At 29.0% G+C, this 19,542-nt stretch carries 19 protein-coding genes; 2 read left to right on the plus strand and 17 right to left on the minus strand.

Features of this window, described 5'->3' with window-relative positions; translation table 11 throughout:
- Positions 1-14: 14 nt before the first annotated feature.
- The 13 genes from ffh to pta form a co-directional block, all read right to left on the minus strand.
- Complete coding sequence (gene ffh / locus HMPREF0216_RS08140; RefSeq protein ID WP_005213458.1) at positions 15-1,364, minus strand: signal recognition particle protein; 1,350 nt, start codon at positions 1,362-1,364, stop codon at positions 15-17.
- 16 nt (positions 1,365-1,380) lie between these two features.
- Positions 1,381-1,710: a putative DNA-binding protein gene (locus tag HMPREF0216_RS08145; protein WP_005213459.1), complete on the minus strand. Its 330-nt coding sequence runs from the start codon at positions 1,708-1,710 to the stop codon at positions 1,381-1,383.
- A 269-nt stretch (positions 1,711-1,979) separates the two neighbouring features.
- Positions 1,980-2,900, minus strand: coding sequence for a signal recognition particle-docking protein FtsY (gene ftsY / locus HMPREF0216_RS08150; RefSeq protein WP_005213460.1), 921 nt, complete (start codon positions 2,898-2,900; stop codon positions 1,980-1,982).
- A gap of 11 nt (positions 2,901-2,911) precedes the next feature.
- On the minus strand, positions 2,912-6,469 hold the full coding sequence (smc, locus tag HMPREF0216_RS08155; protein ID WP_005213461.1) for a chromosome segregation protein SMC: 3,558 nt from the start codon (positions 6,467-6,469) through the stop codon (positions 2,912-2,914).
- Between the two features lie 18 nt (positions 6,470-6,487).
- A complete protein-coding gene (locus HMPREF0216_RS17110; RefSeq protein WP_147576252.1) occupies positions 6,488-6,580 on the minus strand; it encodes a DUF4044 domain-containing protein in 93 nt (30 codons plus the stop codon).
- Between the two features lie 129 nt (positions 6,581-6,709).
- Positions 6,710-7,741: an elongator complex protein 3 gene (locus HMPREF0216_RS08160; protein ID WP_005213464.1), complete on the minus strand. Its 1,032-nt coding sequence runs from the start codon at positions 7,739-7,741 to the stop codon at positions 6,710-6,712.
- The gene (rnc, locus tag HMPREF0216_RS08165; protein ID WP_005213467.1) at positions 7,734-8,432 is read right to left on the minus strand and encodes a ribonuclease III; all 699 of its coding nucleotides are present in this window, start codon (positions 8,430-8,432) and stop codon (positions 7,734-7,736) included. Before rnc ends, HMPREF0216_RS08160 begins: the two co-directional genes overlap by 8 nt.
- Positions 8,433-8,553: 121 nt before the next feature.
- Positions 8,554-8,784 (minus strand): acyl carrier protein, encoded by a 231-nt coding sequence (acpP, locus tag HMPREF0216_RS08170; RefSeq protein ID WP_040419453.1) that lies wholly within the window; start codon positions 8,782-8,784, stop codon positions 8,554-8,556.
- A 77-nt stretch (positions 8,785-8,861) separates the two neighbouring features.
- Positions 8,862-9,866, minus strand: coding sequence for a phosphate acyltransferase PlsX (gene plsX, locus HMPREF0216_RS08175; protein ID WP_040419456.1), 1,005 nt, complete (start codon positions 9,864-9,866; stop codon positions 8,862-8,864).
- Positions 9,867-9,921: 55 nt separating this feature from the next.
- Positions 9,922-10,107 carry a 50S ribosomal protein L32 gene (rpmF, locus tag HMPREF0216_RS08180; protein ID WP_005213472.1) on the minus strand — a complete coding sequence of 62 codons (186 nt, stop codon included), beginning with the start codon at positions 10,105-10,107 and terminating at the stop codon, positions 9,922-9,924.
- A gap of 12 nt (positions 10,108-10,119) precedes the next feature.
- Positions 10,120-10,617 carry a YceD family protein gene (locus HMPREF0216_RS08185; protein WP_005213474.1) on the minus strand — a complete coding sequence of 166 codons (498 nt, stop codon included), beginning with the start codon at positions 10,615-10,617 and terminating at the stop codon, positions 10,120-10,122.
- 175 nt (positions 10,618-10,792) lie between these two features.
- Positions 10,793-11,974 carry an acetate kinase gene (locus HMPREF0216_RS08190; protein WP_005213475.1) on the minus strand — a complete coding sequence of 394 codons (1,182 nt, stop codon included), beginning with the start codon at positions 11,972-11,974 and terminating at the stop codon, positions 10,793-10,795.
- Positions 11,975-12,007: 33 nt separating this feature from the next.
- Positions 12,008-13,018, minus strand: a complete 1,011-nt coding sequence (gene pta, locus HMPREF0216_RS08195; RefSeq protein WP_005213478.1) for a phosphate acetyltransferase — start codon at positions 13,016-13,018, stop codon at positions 12,008-12,010.
- Between the two features lie 279 nt (positions 13,019-13,297).
- On the opposite strand from pta, the gene HMPREF0216_RS08200 reads away from it, so the two are divergent.
- The gene (locus tag HMPREF0216_RS08200; RefSeq protein WP_005213479.1) at positions 13,298-14,503 is read left to right on the plus strand and encodes a nucleotidyltransferase; all 1,206 of its coding nucleotides are present in this window, start codon (positions 13,298-13,300) and stop codon (positions 14,501-14,503) included.
- 55 nt (positions 14,504-14,558) lie between these two features.
- Entirely contained in the window at positions 14,559-15,734 is a 1,176-nt protein-coding gene (ylbJ, locus tag HMPREF0216_RS08205; protein WP_040419459.1) for a sporulation integral membrane protein YlbJ, read from the plus strand.
- On the opposite strand, the gene HMPREF0216_RS08210 is transcribed toward ylbJ, so the two are convergent.
- From HMPREF0216_RS08210 to recG, 4 genes are all read right to left on the minus strand, one after another.
- Entirely contained in the window at positions 15,720-16,256 is a 537-nt protein-coding gene (locus tag HMPREF0216_RS08210) for a hypothetical protein (protein ID WP_005213487.1), read from the minus strand. The genes ylbJ and HMPREF0216_RS08210 overlap by 15 nt on opposite strands.
- A 31-nt stretch (positions 16,257-16,287) precedes the next feature.
- On the minus strand, positions 16,288-16,767 hold the full coding sequence (gene coaD / locus HMPREF0216_RS08215; RefSeq protein WP_005213489.1) for a pantetheine-phosphate adenylyltransferase: 480 nt from the start codon (positions 16,765-16,767) through the stop codon (positions 16,288-16,290).
- 15 nt (positions 16,768-16,782) lie between these two features.
- Positions 16,783-17,340, minus strand: a complete 558-nt coding sequence (gene rsmD / locus HMPREF0216_RS08220; RefSeq protein ID WP_005213490.1) for a 16S rRNA (guanine(966)-N(2))-methyltransferase RsmD — start codon at positions 17,338-17,340, stop codon at positions 16,783-16,785.
- Between the two features lie 114 nt (positions 17,341-17,454).
- The gene (gene recG / locus HMPREF0216_RS08225; protein WP_005213492.1) at positions 17,455-19,485 is read right to left on the minus strand and encodes an ATP-dependent DNA helicase RecG; all 2,031 of its coding nucleotides are present in this window, start codon (positions 19,483-19,485) and stop codon (positions 17,455-17,457) included.
- Positions 19,486-19,542 lie beyond the last annotated feature (57 nt).

Here is a 19,542-nt window from a genome sequence, read left to right on the forward strand (position 1 = left end):
TTATATATAAACTCTTAAAAAGGTAATTTACCAAATAAACCTTTCTTGGACTTTTTAGTAAGTGATTTCATTTGCTTCATTTGCTTTCTCATCACTTCATGTCCTTTTATGAGTTTGTTAACATCTTGTAGTGTTGTACCAGATCCTTTTGCTATTCTCTTCTTTCTTGAAGAAGAACCAACTATTAGTTTAGGATTTCTTCTTTCCTTTGGAGTCATAGAATAAATTATTGATCTTACTTTTGCAAGTTCTTTTTCACCAGCATCAAAATCAACATCTTTAAGTTCTTTAGGAATTCCTGGTATCATCTCCATAAGTTTACTTATAGACCCTAACTTTTTCATTTGATCCATTGCAGTTAAGTAGTCATCATAAGTAAAATCATTTTCCATCATCTTTTGTCCAAGCTCTTTAGCCTCTTTTTCATCAATAGCTTCTTGAGCTTTTTCAATTAATGAAAGTACATCACCCATTCCAAGAATTCTACTAGACATTCTATCTGGATGGAATACTTCAAAATCATTCATCTTTTCCCCAACACCAATAAATTTAACTGGCTTTTGAGTCATATGTCTGATTGATAAGGCAGCTCCACCTCTTGTATCTCCATCAAGTTTTGTTAATATAACTCCTGAGATATCAAGCGCTTCATTGAAGGTCTCTGCAACATTTACTGCATCTTGACCTGTCATAGAATCAACAACAAGTAATATTTCTGAAGGATTTACTTCAGCCTTTACATCTTTAAGTTCTGTCATTAATTCTTCATCTATATGAAGTCTACCAGCTGTATCTATAATTACAACATTATTTCCATTTTCCCTTGCATATTGTATACCTTCTTTAGCAATTTGTACAGGGTTAATTTTATCCCCCTTTTGGAAAACTGGAATGTCAATTTGCTTTCCTACTACCTCTAATTGTTTTATAGCTGCTGGTCTATAAATATCACAAGCAACTAAAAGAGGCTTTTTATTCTTATCTTTTCTTAATTGTAGTGCTAGTTTACCACACATTGTAGTTTTACCTGCTCCTTGAAGCCCAACTAACATAATAACAGTTGGCCCTACACTAGAGAAGTTAATTTTACTTTCACTACCTCCCATAAGATCAGTTAGCTCTTCATTTACAATCTTTATAACTTGTTGAGCTGGTGTTAAACTTTCTAACACTTCGCTACCAACACACTTCTCACTAACATTTTTTACAAAAGTTTTTACAACTTTGAAATTAACGTCAGCTTCTAATAATGCAAGCTTTACTTCTCTCATGGCTTCTTTAATATCTTTTTCGCCTAATTTGCCCTTACCTCTAAGTTTTTTAAATGTTTCTTGTAACTTATCAGCTAAACCTTCAAAAGCCATGTTAACCCTCCTACGCCTATAAACTTTCTAGCCTTTCCTTATAATTTATGTAATCTTCATCATTTAATGAATACTTAATTTTAAGGTCATCTAAAACACTTGCTATTTTGCTTTCTTTTTCTAAAGACTTTTCAAGTAAATTTAATTTACTCTCATAGGATAAAAATTGCTTATAACATCGCTTTATAAGGTCATGAATCGCTTGTCGACTCGTATTGTTTAATTCGGCAATCTCAGCTAAGGATAAATCATCGTTGTAATAAAGTTCCATAATGTTAATTTGTTTTTCCGTTAGTAATGCTCCATATAAATCCATTAATAACGAAATCTCAACTCTATCTTCCATATCCAATCACCTTACCCACATCTGAGATTTTAACAGAATAATATTAGGGTGTCAAGTATTTTTACTTAACACTTTTATTTTTTTATTTGACCTTAAGTATAACGCTTGTAAACAGTGTCTTTCCTATACTTTAAATAATTTAAAACTTTTCCTTTACTCTAGTATTTTAATTACAAAAATACTTTTTAGCAACATTTTTTTATTTTAATATAATCATCAAGCAATAAATTATAAATTTTAATTTATTGCTTGACTTATCTAAAATTTTACTAGAATAATGCTTCTACAAAACTTTCTGCATCAAACTCTTGTAAATCATCAATTCCTTCTCCTACCCCAATATACTTAACTGGTATATCAAGAGTATTTTTAATAGATATTACAACTCCACCTTTTGCAGTTCCATCTAATTTAGTTAATACTATTCCATCAATCGGACAAACCTCCATAAATTGCTTTGCTTGAATTATAGCATTTTGTCCTGTAGTACCATCTAATACAAGTAAAGTTTCTTTTTTAACTCCTTGCATTTCTCTATCTATTATTCTATTTATTTTTCCTAACTCATCCATTAAATTCTTTTTATTATGCAGTCTCCCTGCAGTATCACAAATAAGCAAATCAACATTTCTTGATTTCGATGCATTTATAGCATCAAAAACTACTGCTGCCGGATCTGAACCTTCTTCATGTTTAACTATATCAACTTTAGCTCTTTCACTCCAAACAACTAATTGATCTATAGCACCTGCTCTAAATGTATCTGCTGCTGCTAATAAAACTTTTTTACCTTTAGCTTTATTCATTGCTGCAAGCTTTCCTATACTAGTAGTTTTACCAACGCCATTAACTCCTATAACTAAAACTACTTCCTTATCATTTTCATAGTTTTCTTCTTCCTCTTCTTTTTCACCAGACTTCATCATTTCAGCTATAACTGATTTTAAAGCAGGTCTTACAAGTTCTACATCATTTATCTTTTCTTTTCTTATTTTATCTTTTAGCTTTTCTATGATTTCCATTGTAGTATCCATACCAATATCAGCCATTATAAGAATTTCTTCTAATTCTTCGTATAAATCTTCATCAATTGTTACAGCTAAATTTAAAGCCTCATTAATTTTGTCAGTTAATGCATTTCTTGTTTTAGTTAATCCATTTTTTAAGTTATTAAACAATTTCCCAAACATATTATTTCCTCCTAATTTTCCGATAAATCTACCGATACTACTTTTGAAATACCTTTTTCCTCCATAGTTATTCCATACATTACATCACTTGCTTCCATAGTTCCTTTTCTGTGCGTTATAACTATAAATTGAATATTTTCTGAAAACTCTTTTAAGAATTCAGCATATCTATAAACATTTGCATCATCTAATGCTGCTTCAATCTCATCTAATATACAGAATGGTGTTGGTTTCATTTTTAGTATTGCAAATAAAAGTGCAATAGCTGAAAGAACCTTTTCTCCCCCTGACATTAAATTAATGTTTTGAAGTTTTTTACCTGGCGGCTGAACATTAATTATTATATTAGAATTTAAAACATCATCATCTGCTAATATAAGTTCTGCAGTTCCCCCTTTAAATAACTCCTTAAAAGTCTCTCCAAAGTTCTCATTTAATATTTCAAAGTTCTCTTTAAATAAATCCTGCATCCTTAAAGTCATTTCATTTATAACTCCAAGTAATTCTTCCTTTGCTTTTTGTAGATCTTGTTCTTGCGTTGACATAAACTCATATTTTTCACAAACTTCATCAAATTCTACTATAGCAGCTAAATTAACAGTTCCTAAAGCTGCAATCTTTACTTTTAGCTTTGAAATTATATCCTTTACTTCAGAATCATCAACAACTTCCATAGCAATTTCCTTTGCTTCTGCTAAAGTTAAATTCAATTCGCTGTTTAGTTTATTATATAAAGCTTCTTGTTCACTTTCAAGCTTAGCATTTAAAATTGCTCTTTTATTAAACTCATTTTCTAAATTTCTAATAATTTCAATTATTTCATTTGCAACACTATCTTTAGTTCTAAAATCTTCTTTAAGATTAATTCTTCTAATATCATCTTCTTTAAAAGCATTTTCTAAATTAAGTATTCTAACATTTATTTCTTTTATTACTTCTTCTTTTCTTTTAATATTTTCTTCTAATGAAATTATTCCATTTTCTTTTTCCATTATTTCAGCACGAAGAATTCTTATTCTAGCTTCCTTTTCATGGATTTCAGAAGTTTTAGAAACTAATTGCACTCTTTGCCCTTGAAGACTTTCTTCTAAAGTTGCATTAGTAATTTTCAAGTTTACTAATGTTTCTTTTAGTTCTTCTCTTTCTTTAGTTTTATCTTCTAAATCTTCTTCTAGTTTAGCTACTCTTTCTTTTCTTTCTATTGCTTTTTCATCTAACTTAGTCAACTCTTCTTCTTTCTTCTTAAGCTTTTCTAATATGCTATTTATAGAATTTTCATTTAGCTCAATTTCTTTTTCTTGATTTTTAATGGACTTTTCTAGTTTTTCACCTTCATTAATTAACCCTTTTATCTCTCCATCTAAAACAGTTAATTCAATATTTTTACCATGAATTTCTTCTCTTTTATTTAAAATTTCTTCATCTAGGCTCTTAATATTATTTTTAATTTCGTTAAATCTATCAACTTCACTTATATGCTCTTCTTTTAACTTTATAATATTTTGCCCTAATTCTTCTATTTCTCTTTTTCTACCTAAAAGATTACTATTTTTCCCTTGTATACTTCCTCCAGTTAAAGCACCACCTGGACTTATAACTTCACCAGTTAAAGTTACAATTTTATAATTATGTCTACCTATTTTAGATATATTTAATGCTGAATCCATATCTTCTGCAACAATAGTTCTACCTAAGTTATAATCTATTACACCTTTATACTTACTATCACACTTTATAATATCAGAAGCAATTCCAATAAAGCCTTTAGCATTTTTAACCTCTTTATTTAAATCTAAAGTTCTACCTTTAATAATGTTTAAAGGTAAAAATGTAGCTCTTCCAAGTCCTTTTGCTTTTAGATAAGCAATAAGCTTTTTAGCATCTTCATCTGTTGTTGTTATAACATTTGAAATGGCTGCTCCTAATGCTATTTCAATAGCAACTTCATACTTTTTATCTACTTTAAAAATTTCACCTAAAACCTTTATTTCTTTGATATTTGTAACCTTTCCTGTATCAACATGCTCCATAAGGTTCTTAACAGTCCTATTATATCCCTCATAATGTTTTTCTAAATTAGATAAAGTTTGATGAGTTGCTTCTGATTCATTTATCCTTTTTGATAATACCTTTAGTTTATTGTCCTGATTGTTTAACATTGAGTTAGCAGCTGATAGTTTTTTTCTTAAATCAACAACCTCTTCTTCTAATTTTAAAATAGCCTCTTTTGTAATTAATATATTTTCCTTAAACTTTTCAATAGTTCCAATATTAATTTTTAGGTTTCCTCCTAAAGTTTTAATAGATTTAATTAATATGCCTTTTTGCTCACCTTTATTAAATACCTCTTTCTTTAATGAATTAATACTACTATTTATTTCAGAAGTTTTAGATATAATTTCAAATTCTTCATTTTTTAATTTTGATAGCTCATTTTCAAAATTTGAAATAGCTTTAGTAGTTTCATCAATTAGAGTTTCTAATTCTCTAAGCTTTTTATTTTTTTCTCTATTCTCTTCTATTCTTATATTGAATGTTTTTTCTAACTCTTCTTTTTCTTTATTAAGAGAATTTAATTTCACTTCTAAATTCTTAATTTCATCATCTTCTTTAGAAATTATGTTTTTGAAATTACTAACTCTTTCTTTATATAATTCAATATCATTAGCATTTTGAGAGACTTGTTCTTTTTTATTATAATATTCTTCTTTTTCTAGTTTATTTTTTCTTTCTAAATTTTCTATTTCATTTTGTAGTTTAGTTAAAATTTCTTTATGTGCTTCAAGTTCATCTTTCTTTGAATCTACAACCTTTTGTCTTTCTTTAATATCTAAACTTACTTTTTCTATCTCTTTCTGTACATTATCTATGTGATTTACCAATAATGATACTTCATTAACCTTTAACTCTTCTGCTAATACCTTATATTTTATAGCTTTTTCCTTTTCTATTCTTAAAGGTTCAAGTCTTTCTTCATATGTAGCTATAATATCTCTAATTCTAACTAAATTATTATCTGTATTATCAAGCTTTTTCTCAGCTTCTTCTTTTCTTGATTTATATTTTACAATACCAGCAGCTTCTTCAAACAAAGCTCTTCTTTCTTCTGGTTTACCACTTAATATAGCATCAATTTTACCTTGTCCTATTATTGAATACCCTTCTTTACCTATTCCTGTATCCATAAATAGTTCAGTTATATCTTTTAATCTACATTTTTGGTTATTAATTAAATATTCTGTTTCTCCTGATCTAAATATTCTTCTTGTAACAGTTACCTCATTATATTCTGTCTGTAATGTTCCATCGGAGTTATCTAATGTAAGAGACACTTGTGCTAAACCTAGTGGTTTTCTAAATTGAGTCCCTGCAAATATAACATCCTCCATTTTGCCTCCTCTTAGACTTTTAACACTTTGCTCTCCAAGTACCCATCTAACAGAATCTGAAACATTACTTTTTCCACTACCATTAGGACCTACAACAGCCGTTACTCCTTTTTTAAACTTTAACTCAGTTTTATCAGCAAATGACTTAAACCCACGTAGCTCTAGGGATCTTAAAAACATATATTCACGCCTTTCTCATTATATTAAAGTAGGAAGTAATCCTAAAATAAATACTATTAACATAAAAATTGAGATTATATAAACTAATTTATCTCTAGTCTTTGCTTTCATAAACATATCACTCCATTCTGTATTTAGTTTATAGCAAAGCAATAAAAATATCAATAAATCAACTCTTTAATAGTAAATTATTTTATTAAAAATTAAAGAGTTAAGTATATAACCTAACTCCTCAATAAATTATATTTTAAATTCTTCCTTACTTTCAATTACAGTAAGTCTAATCTTTCCTCTTTTAACCTTTTTATTAACATTTACAAATACTTTGCCGTCTCTATTTTTTGAAAAATCATTAAAGTATTGTTTTTTGTTAGCGTATAACTTACTTATATCTCTTTCATTCATCTCAATTAAAATATCTTTTTCTGAAGATACTTTTTCTTTTAATATATTACATAATGAAAACCCTTCAACAAGCTCTCTAAAAGCCGGATGGAATGGTCCATCTACAATATCCTTACCAGTGGTTATTGTATCTGTTGGTTGCAATCCAATTCTTATTACCTTAACCTTTGCTTTATTATATAACTTTAACATTTCACTTGAAATATATACAGCTTCTTCTAAAGTATAAGGTCTATACTCACCTCTAGTATACATAATTTCCATAGGAGTATCTTTAATAACAAGTGCAGGATATATTCTACATATATCTGGTTTCATTTCTATTGATTTTTTTGTAGTCTCTATATCTATCTCAAAATTATCTGAAGGAAGCCCTGGCATTATTTGATGCCCTAAAACAAATCCATATTCTTTTATAAGCTTAGATGCTTTTATAACATCTTCTACACTATGACCTCTTCCTGCTTTTTGTAATACTTCGTCATTTAATGATTGTACTCCAAGTTCTATTATATCTACCGAATATTCTTTTAAATAGTCCAAAATATAAGAATTAATTGCATCTGGTCTAGTAGACAATCTTACTTTATGTATAAGACCTTTATTTTTATATTCTCTAGCAACCTCTAAAAGCTCTTTTTGTTTAGCGACACTTATAGCTGTAAATGTACCTCCAAAGAAAGAAACTTCAATAGTCGAACCTATAGTATTTATAGTATTTAAATACTCTTCTATAGTATTCTTCACATCTGATGCAAATACTTCCTCAACTTTTCCTGCAATTCTATCTTGATTACAAAATACACATTGATGTGGACAACCTTGATGTGAAATAAATATAGGAATTATATAATAATTCTTACTCATCTATTTCCTCCAAACTCTTAAGAGCTGCCTTAGCTGCATTTTGCTCTGATTCTTTTTTACTATAACCTTCTCCACATGTAAATTCCTTATTATCTATTATAAGCTTTGTATAGAACTTTCTTCTGTGTGGCGGTCCTTCAAATTTAATAAGTTCATATACAATTGATATTTCCCCATTCTTTTGAAGATATTCTTGTAATCTTGTTTTATAATCTAAAATTATATCATTATTAATTGCTCTCTTTATTATATCTTCAAATCTACCTATTATATAATCCTTTGCAAATTCCAATCCTTTGTCTAAATATATAGCTGCTATAAGTGCTTCTACTGCATCTGCTATTAACGATACTCTTTCTCTACCACCTGTAAGCTCTTCACCTTTACTCATTCTTAAAAGATATCCTAAATTAAGACTTTTACCTATTTCATATAAGGAATTTTCACAAACAATTAAACTACGTATTTTTGTTAATTCCCCTTCACTTTTTTCTTTAAAATTTAAAAATAGATATTCTGTTATACAAACTTGAAGAATCGCATCTCCTAAGAACTCAAATCTTTCATTATACTCTTCATCTCTATGTTGATTTGCATATGATGAATGAGTTAAAGCTGTAATTAATAACTTAGGTTCATTAAATTTAATACCTATTATCTCTTCAGCTTCCTTTAGATAAAAATTATACATTTTTTACACTCCTTAAAAGTTTATTCTTCAAGTTGCTTTTTAAAGAAACAAATTCAAGAATAAACTATTTCGTTTATTTGTTTTTATAGCATAAAATCCCGCAAATACTGCGGGATTTTACTTATTCCTCAACATGTGACTTTACAAATCTAACTACATCGCCAACAGTTACAAAGTTTTCTGCATCTTCGTCTGGAATTTCCATATCTAACTCATCTTCTAAAGCCATTATAAGCTCAACTATATCTAATGAATCTGCATTTAAGTCCTCTAAAAATGATGAATCCATAGTTATTTCGTCTTCACTAATGCTTAGTTTATCAGCAATAATTTCTCTTATTTTATCAAACATTCTTTCACCTCCTAAACACACCCATTTAGATAATATTATATATTAAACCTGTCGTCAATATACATTTTTTATATTTTTTATTCTGACTTTAACTCTAATTGTTCTTTTATTTTATCTAAAACTTTATTGTCATGGAATTCTTTACTTTGTCTTATTGCATTTTTAATCGCTTTTCCATCTGAACTTCCATGAGCCTTTATACAAATACCGTCTACTCCTAAGAAAGGTGCCCCACCGTATTCTTTATAATCAAATTTTTTCTTTATACTTTTAAATACTGGCTTTAATAGAAAAGCTCCTATCTTTGCCTTAGCACCAGAAGAAAGCATTTCTTCTACAATTATTTTTAATACAGTAGATGCTGTTCCTTCATACATTTTTAATATTGTATTTCCAACAAAACCATCACATACTAAAACATTTGTATTCCCTGTTGTTATATCTCTTGGTTCTATGTTACCAATAAAGTTTAGGTTCTCTTCTTCTTTTAAAAGCTTATGAGTGTTTTTAGTTAAATCATTTCCCTTTTCTTCTTCAGATCCAATATTAACTAAACCTATAGAAGGATTTTCACCTTTTAATACTCCTTTATAGTACTCTTTACCCATATAAGCAAATTGAACTAAATACTCTGGTTTGCAATCTACATTTGCACCTGCATCAACAATCATAAAAGGACCATTCTTACCTGGCATAATAGGTGTTAAAGCTGGTCTCTTTACTCCCTTTATTCTTCCTACTATCAAAGTACATCCTGTTAAAAACGCACCTGTACTACCAGCGGAAATAACAGCATCACATGTCTTTTCTTTAACAAGCTCTAAAGCCTTACAAAGACTAGAGTCCTTCTTTCTCTTTATAGCTCTTGCTGGATGCTCATTATTAGATATCACTTCTGTCGCATTTACAACAGTTATTTTATCTCCTTCATAATTTTGCTTATGTAACTCTTCTTTTATTATTTCCTCTGGTCCAGTTATATAGAATTCTAAGTCACTATATTCATTGATAGCCTTAATAACACCATCAACAACAGCTTGTGGAGCATTATCTCCACCCATACCATCTATAGCAATCCTCATATCTTTCACCCCTTATTTCTTTATATATAAAGAAAAGAAAGTCATAAGACTTTCTTTATTCTTCAGTTGAAGCAACTACTTCTTTACCTTTGTAGAATCCACAGTTCTTACAAACTCTGTGAGCCATCTTCATTTCGTGGCATTGTGGACATTCAACTATTCCTGGTAAGCTTAACTTAAAAGTTTGAGCTCTTCTAGAATCTCTTTTTGCTCTATATGTCTTTCTAGCTGGATTTCCCATTATTACACCTCCTTATTCCCCAAACAACTCTCTAAGCTTTGCAAGCCTAATATCTACATCATAATCTAAACAACTACAATTTTCAACATTTTTATTTACGCCGCACTCTGGACAAAGTCCTTTGCAGTCGTCCTTACAAAGTCTTTTGATAGGTAAGGTAGAAATAATACAATTTTCAATAATTTCGGTAATATCTAAACTATCACCTTCTACAAACATAGTCCCATCTTGTTGTAGGTCTATATCGTTTGTAAACCTTTCTTCTATATCAATATCTATTGGATAGATAAAGGTATCTAAGCATCTAGAGCATGTTAATTGAAGCTTAGTTTTTATAGATGCGTTAACCACAATAACATCTTCATTAGATGTAGCTACTCCCTCTACTTTTACATCTTCAATTGCTCTAATCTCTTCTCCCTCGAACTCTAATGGTTCTAGTTTGAATGATAAACTTATTTGTTTCTTTCTGTTTCTTTTAGATAGCAAATCTGAAAAATTAATTATCATATCTTAAGCTCTGGATTAAAATCCTCACACCTTTAAGGTATATTATACGCACTGTATAGCTTGAGCTAAAGCGTCATTTCACTCCCTGCTACTTTTTTCTCATTTCAAACACAATTTATTATATAAAGGTAAGCTATAAAAGTCAAGCTATTTTATAATTACTTTTGTATTAATTCTAAGTATCTCTAGCAATAACTAATTCTTCATTAGTTGGAATAACAAATGCTTTAACTTTGCATCCTGGTTTAGATATTTCTCTAACTTTTCCTCTAACCTTGTTAGCTTCTGTATCTACTTCTACACCTAAGAATTCTAATCCTCTTAAGCATTCTTCTCTAGTTTCTGGACCATTTTCTCCAACACCAGCAGTGAATACTATAGCATCTACTCCACCCATTATTGCAGCATATGAACCTATAGTAGCTCTTACTTTGTATTCAAATATCTTAAGTGCTAATATAGCTCTTGGATCTTTTTCTTTAAATGCTCCATCTTCTATATCTCTGAAGTCTGAGCTCTTTCCATATATTCCAAGAACACCTGATTTTTTGTTTAATAAGTCATTTACTTCATCAGCAGTCATATTTTCTTCCTTCATTAAGAAAGTAACTATAGCTGGATCTATATTTCCACTTCTTGTTCCCATTGCTACACCTTCAAGTGGAGTGAATCCCATTGAAGTATCAACAGATACACCATTCTTAACAGCACATAAACTTGCACCATTACCTAAATGACAAGTGATTATCTTTAAGTCTTTTATATCTCTTCCCATAACTTCAGCAACCTTGTTTGAAACATACTTATGTGAAGTTCCGTGGAATCCATATTTTCTAATTCCATGTTTTTGATATAATTCGTATGGAAGTGCATAGATGTATGCTTCTTCTGGCATAGTTCCATGGAAAGCAGTATCGAATACAGCTACCATTGGTGTATTTGGCATTAACGCTTCACAAGCTTCAATTCCAATCATGTTTGCTGGGTTGTGAAGTGGAGCTAATTTAAAGCACTCTCTTATGTAATCTTTAACTTCACTATTTATTACTACTGAATTCTTATACTTTTCTCCACCATGAACAACTCTATGTCCTACAGCGCTTATTTCATCCATTGATGAAATAACTCCATTCTTTTCATCTATTAAAGCTTCTAAAACTAACTTTATAGCATCTTTGTGATCAGCCATTGGTTGTTTTACTATATATTTATCTCTTCCTTCAACCTTTTGAGTTAAAACAGAACCTTCTATTCCGATTCTTTCAACTAAACCTTGTGCTAAACTTTCTTCATTTGACATATCTATTAATTGATATTTTAATGAAGAACTTCCACAGTTTATAACTAATACTTTCATTTGAACACCTCTTAAATATTTAATTTTTTTATATTATTTATTTGCATTTTGAGCTTGTGCCTGAACTGCTGTTAAAACAACAACGTTAACTATATCTTCTGAATTACATCCTCTTGATAAGTCATTTATTGGTTTTGCAAACCCTTGACACATTGGCCCTATAGCCTCTGCTCCTGCAAATCTTTGAACTAATTTATAACCAATATTTCCTGATTGTAAATCTGGGAATATTAATACATTTGCTTTACCTGCAACCTTGCTGTTTGGAGCTTTTTGCTTAGCAACGCTTTCAACTATAGCAGCATCTAATTGTAATTCACCATCTATTAATAAGTCTGGTCTTAATTCCTTAGCAAGTTCAGTTGCTTTTCTAACTTTATCAACCATTTCATGGTCTGCACTTCCCATTGTTGAGAATGAAAGCATTGCAACTCTTGGTTCAACCTTACAAAGATTACGAGCTGTATCTGCTGTAGCTATTGCAATAGCAGCTAATTGTTCGTAATTAGGATTTGGATTAACTGCACAGTCTGAGAATAATAACATTCCATTTTCACCATACTTAGAGCCTGGTACCATCATAATAAAGAAACTTGAAACAACAGATACCCCTGGAGCTGTTTTTATTATTTGTAAACCTGGTCTTAAAAGATCACCAGTTGTATGAACAGCACCTGATACCATACCATCAGCATCATCTAACTTTACCATCATCGTTCCAAAATATAAAGGATCTCTAACTATTTTTTCAGCCTTCTCAATAGTCATTCCTTTATTTTTTCTTGATTCATAAAAAGCATTTATATAATCATTTAATCTTTCAGATGTTTCAGGATTAATAATTTCAACTCCTGTTAAATCAACACCTAACTCTTGTGCTTTTGATAAAATTTTATTGTTATCTCCAACTAAAATTGGATGTGCTAAACCTAATTTTTGTATTTTCTCTGTTGCAACAATAGTTCTTTCCTCATCACCTTCTGGTAATACTATTCTTTGCTTATTTTCTTTTGCCGCATTCCATAATTTATCCATAAGTTCCATATCTGATTTCCCCTTTCGAATTTGTACGGTCTAATCTTCAATACTAATATACTCCTATGTAGCTATATTTTTCAATACCCAAATTCCTTAAAAATTTAATTCTTTATATTATAAATTTTCTGAAATTTTCGCTATATATGTAACATATTTTTTTATCTCCTCCAAATCCCTCTTTTTATTTATAACAAAAGAATTCATTTTTAAACCTTTAACATTAATCTTTATATATCTTCTCTTTATGCTATAATACTTTTATATTTCCCAAAAAGGAGTTTAAATATGAATATTACAGGAATAATTACAGAATATAATCCATTTCACAATGGACATCTTTATCATTTAACTGAAGCAAAGTCAGCTACAAAAGCAGATGGTATTGTTTGTATAATGAGTGGTAATTTTGTTCAAAGAGGCGGTCCTGCTATTATAGATAAATGGAAAAGAACAGAAATGGCATTAAACAACGGTGTCGATTTAGTTATAGAGCTTCCAACTTATTATGCAGTATCTTCTGCTGAATTTTTTGCTAAAGGCTCTGTTTCAATACTTAATTCACTTGGTATAGTTAATAATATTTTTTTTGGTTCAGAGTGTGGAAACACAGAAAAGCTGATAAAGATTGCAAAAGTTTTAACGAACGAAGATGAAGATTTTAGAAATATTTTGAAAGAAAACTTGACTCTTGGTCTTACCTTTGCAAAGTCTAGAGAAAAATCTCTTGTTGAATATTTTAAAGACGATGAACTTACTTCTATATTATCTTCTTCTAATAATATTTTAGGAATTGAATATATAAAAGCATTACTTAGATTAAACAGTACTATAGCTCCTAACACACTTAAAAGAGAAGGTGCTAGTTATAACGAGAAAAATCTAACTTCATCTTTCGCTTCTGCAACATCTATTAGAGAAACTGTAAAAGCTAATAAATCTTTATCATCTCTAAAAGATTTTATGCCTGAAGAATCTTTTAAAATATTTAATCAACAAAAAGAAAATGACTATCCTTTTGTTTTCGATGAAGATATGTATACATATATAAAGTATAAAATACAAACTAACTGTGTAAATTTTAACAATCTTTACGAGGTTACAGAAGGTCTTGACAATAAAATCATAAAGGAAATTTCATCTTCTACTTCATATAACGATTTGGTTCTTAAGATAAAAAGTAAGAGATATACCTTCAGTAAAATTTCTAGAATTTTAACTCATATTTTTATTGGGCTAGACAATTTTAATATAAATGAGCTTAATGATGAAAGCAATCTTTACGCTAGAGTTTTAGGTTTTAATAAAACAGGTAGAGAGATGTTATCATTAATTAAAGCTAATTCAAATATACCTCTTATAACTAAACTACCAAGATTTAATGATAATCCACTGCTTGAATTAGATATACAAGCTACAAAGGCTTATTCAATATTAAATACTAAGGTTAATCCTAATAATGATTATTTAATAAGTCCTTTAATAAAATACTAATATTACATAGTATAATAAGCATATAAATACTATAGATGGAAGGAGGCTGTTTTCCATGTATAGTATTATTTTTTTATTAATTTCTATATTTTTATTACTTATTATACTTTTTAAACTATTTAATAGTAACAAAAATTATTTTATGTGCTTCTTAATAACTTTATTTATTTTTTTATTTGTTTCTAACCTCAAAAGTTGTATGGATGCTGCTTTAGTTGGCGTAAATCTAGTTGTAAAAACTATAGTTCCAACTATCTTTCCCTTTTCTGTAATATGTAATTTACTTATTTCTTATGATGGTATAGGATTATATTCAAAAATCTTAGGCCCTATTATTTGCAAGCCACTAAAACTTTCAAAATCTGCTTCTTTCCCTATAGTAGCAAGCGTACTTAGTGGTTATCCTTTAGGTTGTAAATATTGTTGTGACTTATATTCACTAGGTTATATTGATAGAAAAGAATTCGAGAGACTCTTAAATATAGCGTCAAATGCAAGCCCTATGTTTTTAATAGGATCAATTGGAGCTGCTATGCTAGGTAATATTAAACTTGGTTTTATTTTACTTATTTCTAATTACTTATCACCTATAATAATAGGTATTTTAACCTTAAAAAAAGCTTCTACTTATTGTAATGAGAAACCTTTAATTTCTGATAATAAAACTGCAAATTTTGGTATTGCTCTAAAAAATGCATTAGAAAAAGGAATAAATACAACTTTGCAAATCGGAGCTTTTGTTGTTATATTTTCAATAATTATAAGCATAATAAAAAATAATGCTTATATAAGCATTATTTTTAATAATATTGAAACTTTTTTTAATATTCCTAAATATTCACTTTACGGATTATTTGTCGGTAGTGTGGAATTTACAAATGGTTGTAAATTAATAACTACACTCCCTCTTTCATTACCTTTTAAATTAAGTATAATTAGCTTCATTTGTTCTTTTTCTGGTCTTTCAGTAATTGCACAAATTAGCTCATTTATATCCGAATATAATGTTTCAATTGCTAAATATACATTTTGGAAATTCATACAAGGAATAATAAGCTTTATTATTACATTTATTATAAGTAACATTTTAAGTATTACTTCACCTGTATCTACTTTGCCAAATAATAATACTTTTAGTTTTAGCATTTACTTAGCAATATATTTAATTTTACTTATACCTATATTATTTCCACTTATAATATCTTGCATAAAAAAACTACATAGTTTTTAATTCGGCAATGTTTTCTTTAATTCTACTACCAGTTTTAGATAAATTTTCATCTATATCTTTAGCTACTTTTTCAAAAGATGCTTGCATTGATTTTATAAGCTCAGCCTTATTTTTCTCTATTTCTATATCAAGTTGCATAAGAATATCATTAGAGTAATCTCTTGATCCAATTCTAATAGCCTTTGCATCCCTTTGTGCTTGGGCTATTATCTCTTGTGCTCTAATTTTGGCTTCTCTCACTATATCATGATTTTCTAAACTTTGTTTCATCATTTCAAAAGTTTCCTTTTGAGCCATATCATATTCTTTTTTTGCTTCTTCTAAAATTCTTTCCTTTTCACTAACAACCCATTGAGCTTTTTTTAATTGATCCGGTAAATAATTAGTTATTTGATCAATAACTTCATCAAATTCTTTAGTGTCAATTATAGCTTTACCTGTTATAGGAACTTTTGGTGAATTTTCAACCATATCCTGTAAATATTCTAATAATTCAATAACACTTTGCTCTAATTTTTCCAAAATAAAACGCCCTTCCCCTATTTTTTTAATTCTATTTATTAATTTTTCTTATGATGTCCTCTTTAATCTCAGCTGGAACTAAATTGTTAATGTCTCCACCAAACTTTGCTACTTGCTTTACTGATGATGAACTTAAAAAAGAATTTGCAGCTGATGTAGTCATAAATAATGTCTCAATATTTGAATCTAATTGTGAGTTCATAAGCGCCATTTGAAATTCATATTCAAAATCCGATACAGCTCTTAAACCTTTTAATATTACTCTTGCATCATACTCTTTAGCTAAATCAACAAGCAGTCCCTTAAAACTAATAACCTCAACATTATGTAAATGTGAAGTTACTCTTTTAATAAGCTCTACCCTTTCTTCAATTTCAAATAACCCAACCTTATCAACATTGACTAATACCCCTACTATTAGCTTATCAAATATTTTAGATCCTCTTGTAATTATATCTAAGTGCCCATTTGTTATAGGATCAAAACTTCCTGGATAAATTGCAACTCTCATACTATTCTCCCTTAGTTATTCCGTAATAAACTTATAATAACATACAGTAGTGTTACCGTATCTCTTACTTTTATTTAATTGTATATCTTCATACCCTTCATATATCTCTTCTATAGAATCTATCTTTGTAACAATTATTCCATCTTCTTTTAACATATTATTTTCTTTTATTATTTTCATAGCTTCTGGAATCATTTCCTTACAATATGGCGGATCTATAAAAATTACGTCAAATACTTTTCCTTTGTTAGCTAAACTTCTTAAAGCTTCATAAGAATCCATATTAAGTGGATAACAACAATCATTAAACTTTAAGTCATCTACATTCTTCTTTAAAAGCGGAAAAGTAGTATTACTCTTATCTACTAAATAAACCTCTTTAGAACCTCTACTTGCTGCCTCTAATCCTAAACTACCAGTCCCTGCAAATACATCAATAACAACTGCATCTAATAAATAGTTTTGAATTGTACTAAACATAGCTTCTTTAACTCTATCTAAAGTTGGTCTAGTTTCCATTGTTGCTGGAGGTATCAATTTACGTCCTCTTGCTCTTCCTGCTATAATTCTCATTTGTTTTCCTCCTTAATCTTTAACATTCTAATTTTATCATATAATTTATCTATTAACAATTTTTTTATTAAATTCCCATTCTGATTAATATCTAAACTCCAAATTATATATCGATTAATTAAAACAGATATATTTGCTCCATCTTTCAAGTGAATTACTAACTTCTCTACAGAATTTAACTTTACTTTCCTCGTCAGAATTCAAAAGAATTTTACATTCTTCTCTTGCACATCTTAATATATTAATATCATCATATAAGTTAGCTAAAATAAATCCTTCTTCTCCACTTTGTTTCCTTCCAAACATCTCACCTGAACCTCTAAGCTTTAAATCTTGTTCTGATATATAAAAGCCATCAGTTGATTCAGTCATTATTTCCATTCTTCTCTTAGTATTTTCAGTTTTAGCCTTTGCTATTAATATACAATAAGATTCATATTGCCCTCTTCCAACTCTTCCTCTTAGTTGATGTAATTGAGCTAATCCAAATCTCTCTGCATTCTCAATAATCATAACTGATGCATTAGGTACATTAACTCCAACTTCAATTACCGTTGTTGATATTATTGCTTTTGTTTCATTTGCTTTAAATCTTCCTATTATTTCATCCTTCTCTTTAGGTTTCATCTTTCCATGAAGTATTTCCATCTTTATATTTCTAAAATATCCATCACTTAGTTCATCATATAACTTTTCTACCGAGTTTAATTTCATATCTTCATTTTCTTCAATTAAAGGACAAACAATATAAACCTGTCTTCCCTTCCTTATTTCATCTACAGCCAAAGAATAAGCATCATTTCTTTCTGCATCATTGAAATATCTTGTATCTACTGGTTTTCTTCCTGGTGGAAGTTCATCAATTGCAGAAATATCTAAATCTGAGTAAACATATAGAGCTAATGTTCTTGGTATTGGTGTTGCTGTCATAACAAGAACATCCGGTCTTCTTCCTTTATTTATTAACCTACTTCTTTGCTCCACACCAAATCTATGCTGTTCATCTGTTATAACAAGACCTAAATTACTAAATGCTACATCCTCTTGAATAAGCGCATGTGTACCTATTACTATAAGAGGTTCGTCAGTTGTAATAAGTTCTTTTATTCTTCTCTTTTCCTTCACTGAAGTACTTCCAGTTAATAATTCTACATGTATATTAAATGGCTCTAATAGCTTCTTTGCTTCTAAATAATGTTGATTTGCTAATATTTCTGTTGGAACCATCAAAGTAGCTTGATATCCATTCTTTACAACATTAAACATAGCTATAAGAGCTACTACAGTTTTTCCACTTCCAACATCACCTTGAACCAATCTATTCATTGGCCATGGGCTTTTTTGATCTCTAAGTATTTCTCTCACAACTCTTGTTTGTGCTCCAGTTAAACTATAAGGAAGAGCTGCTTTTAAATCTTTAAGTTCATCTACAAGTTTAAATTCTATACCATTTTTACTCTTAAGCTTTCTTTTTAGTATTAAAAGTTTCATAGAATAAGTAAACAGTTCTTGAAATTTCAATCTAGTTATAGCTTGTTCTAATTCCTTTTTTCCCTTTGGAAAATGTATATTTCTTATAGCTTCATCTAAATTAATCATTTTATATTTATCTATTAAATACTCAGGTAAATTATCTGTAATTGTAATTTCCTCTAAACACTTTCCTATTAACTTAACTAAAATTTTATCACTTAATTCTCCCTTAAGACTGTATTTGGGAATTATTTCATTTTCCTTAGCCGCCTTTACCCCTATAATTGGGTTAACCGCTTCAAGCCTACTTCCTATTCTCTTAAACTTTCCTAATAGATCATAACTTTCACCTATTTTAAAGCTATGCTTTATAAAGCTTTGATTAAACCACTTACACAAAACTAAATTTCCTAAATAATTAAATCTAATAGTAGTTAAAATCTTACCATTTTTAGTTCTTACATCTTTATCATATCCAATGCATTTACATGTTAAAACTTGCTTTTCTTCTTCATCAACTTCTTCAAAAGGTATATTACTTCTTAAAAATTCATAATCTCGTGGAAAATATAGCATCAAATCTAAAATTGTAAAAATCCCACACTTATTTAACTTTTCTAAAAGCTTAGGTCCAACACCTTTCAAAGAGCTTACATCCTTTGATATATCCATTATACACCCCTCCTCTTACGTTATTTACTTTTATTTTTATATAATAACTACCAATTA

This window comes from Clostridium celatum DSM 1785 (assembly GCF_000320405.1).
Taxonomy (GTDB): domain Bacteria; phylum Bacillota; class Clostridia; order Clostridiales; family Clostridiaceae; genus Clostridium; species Clostridium celatum.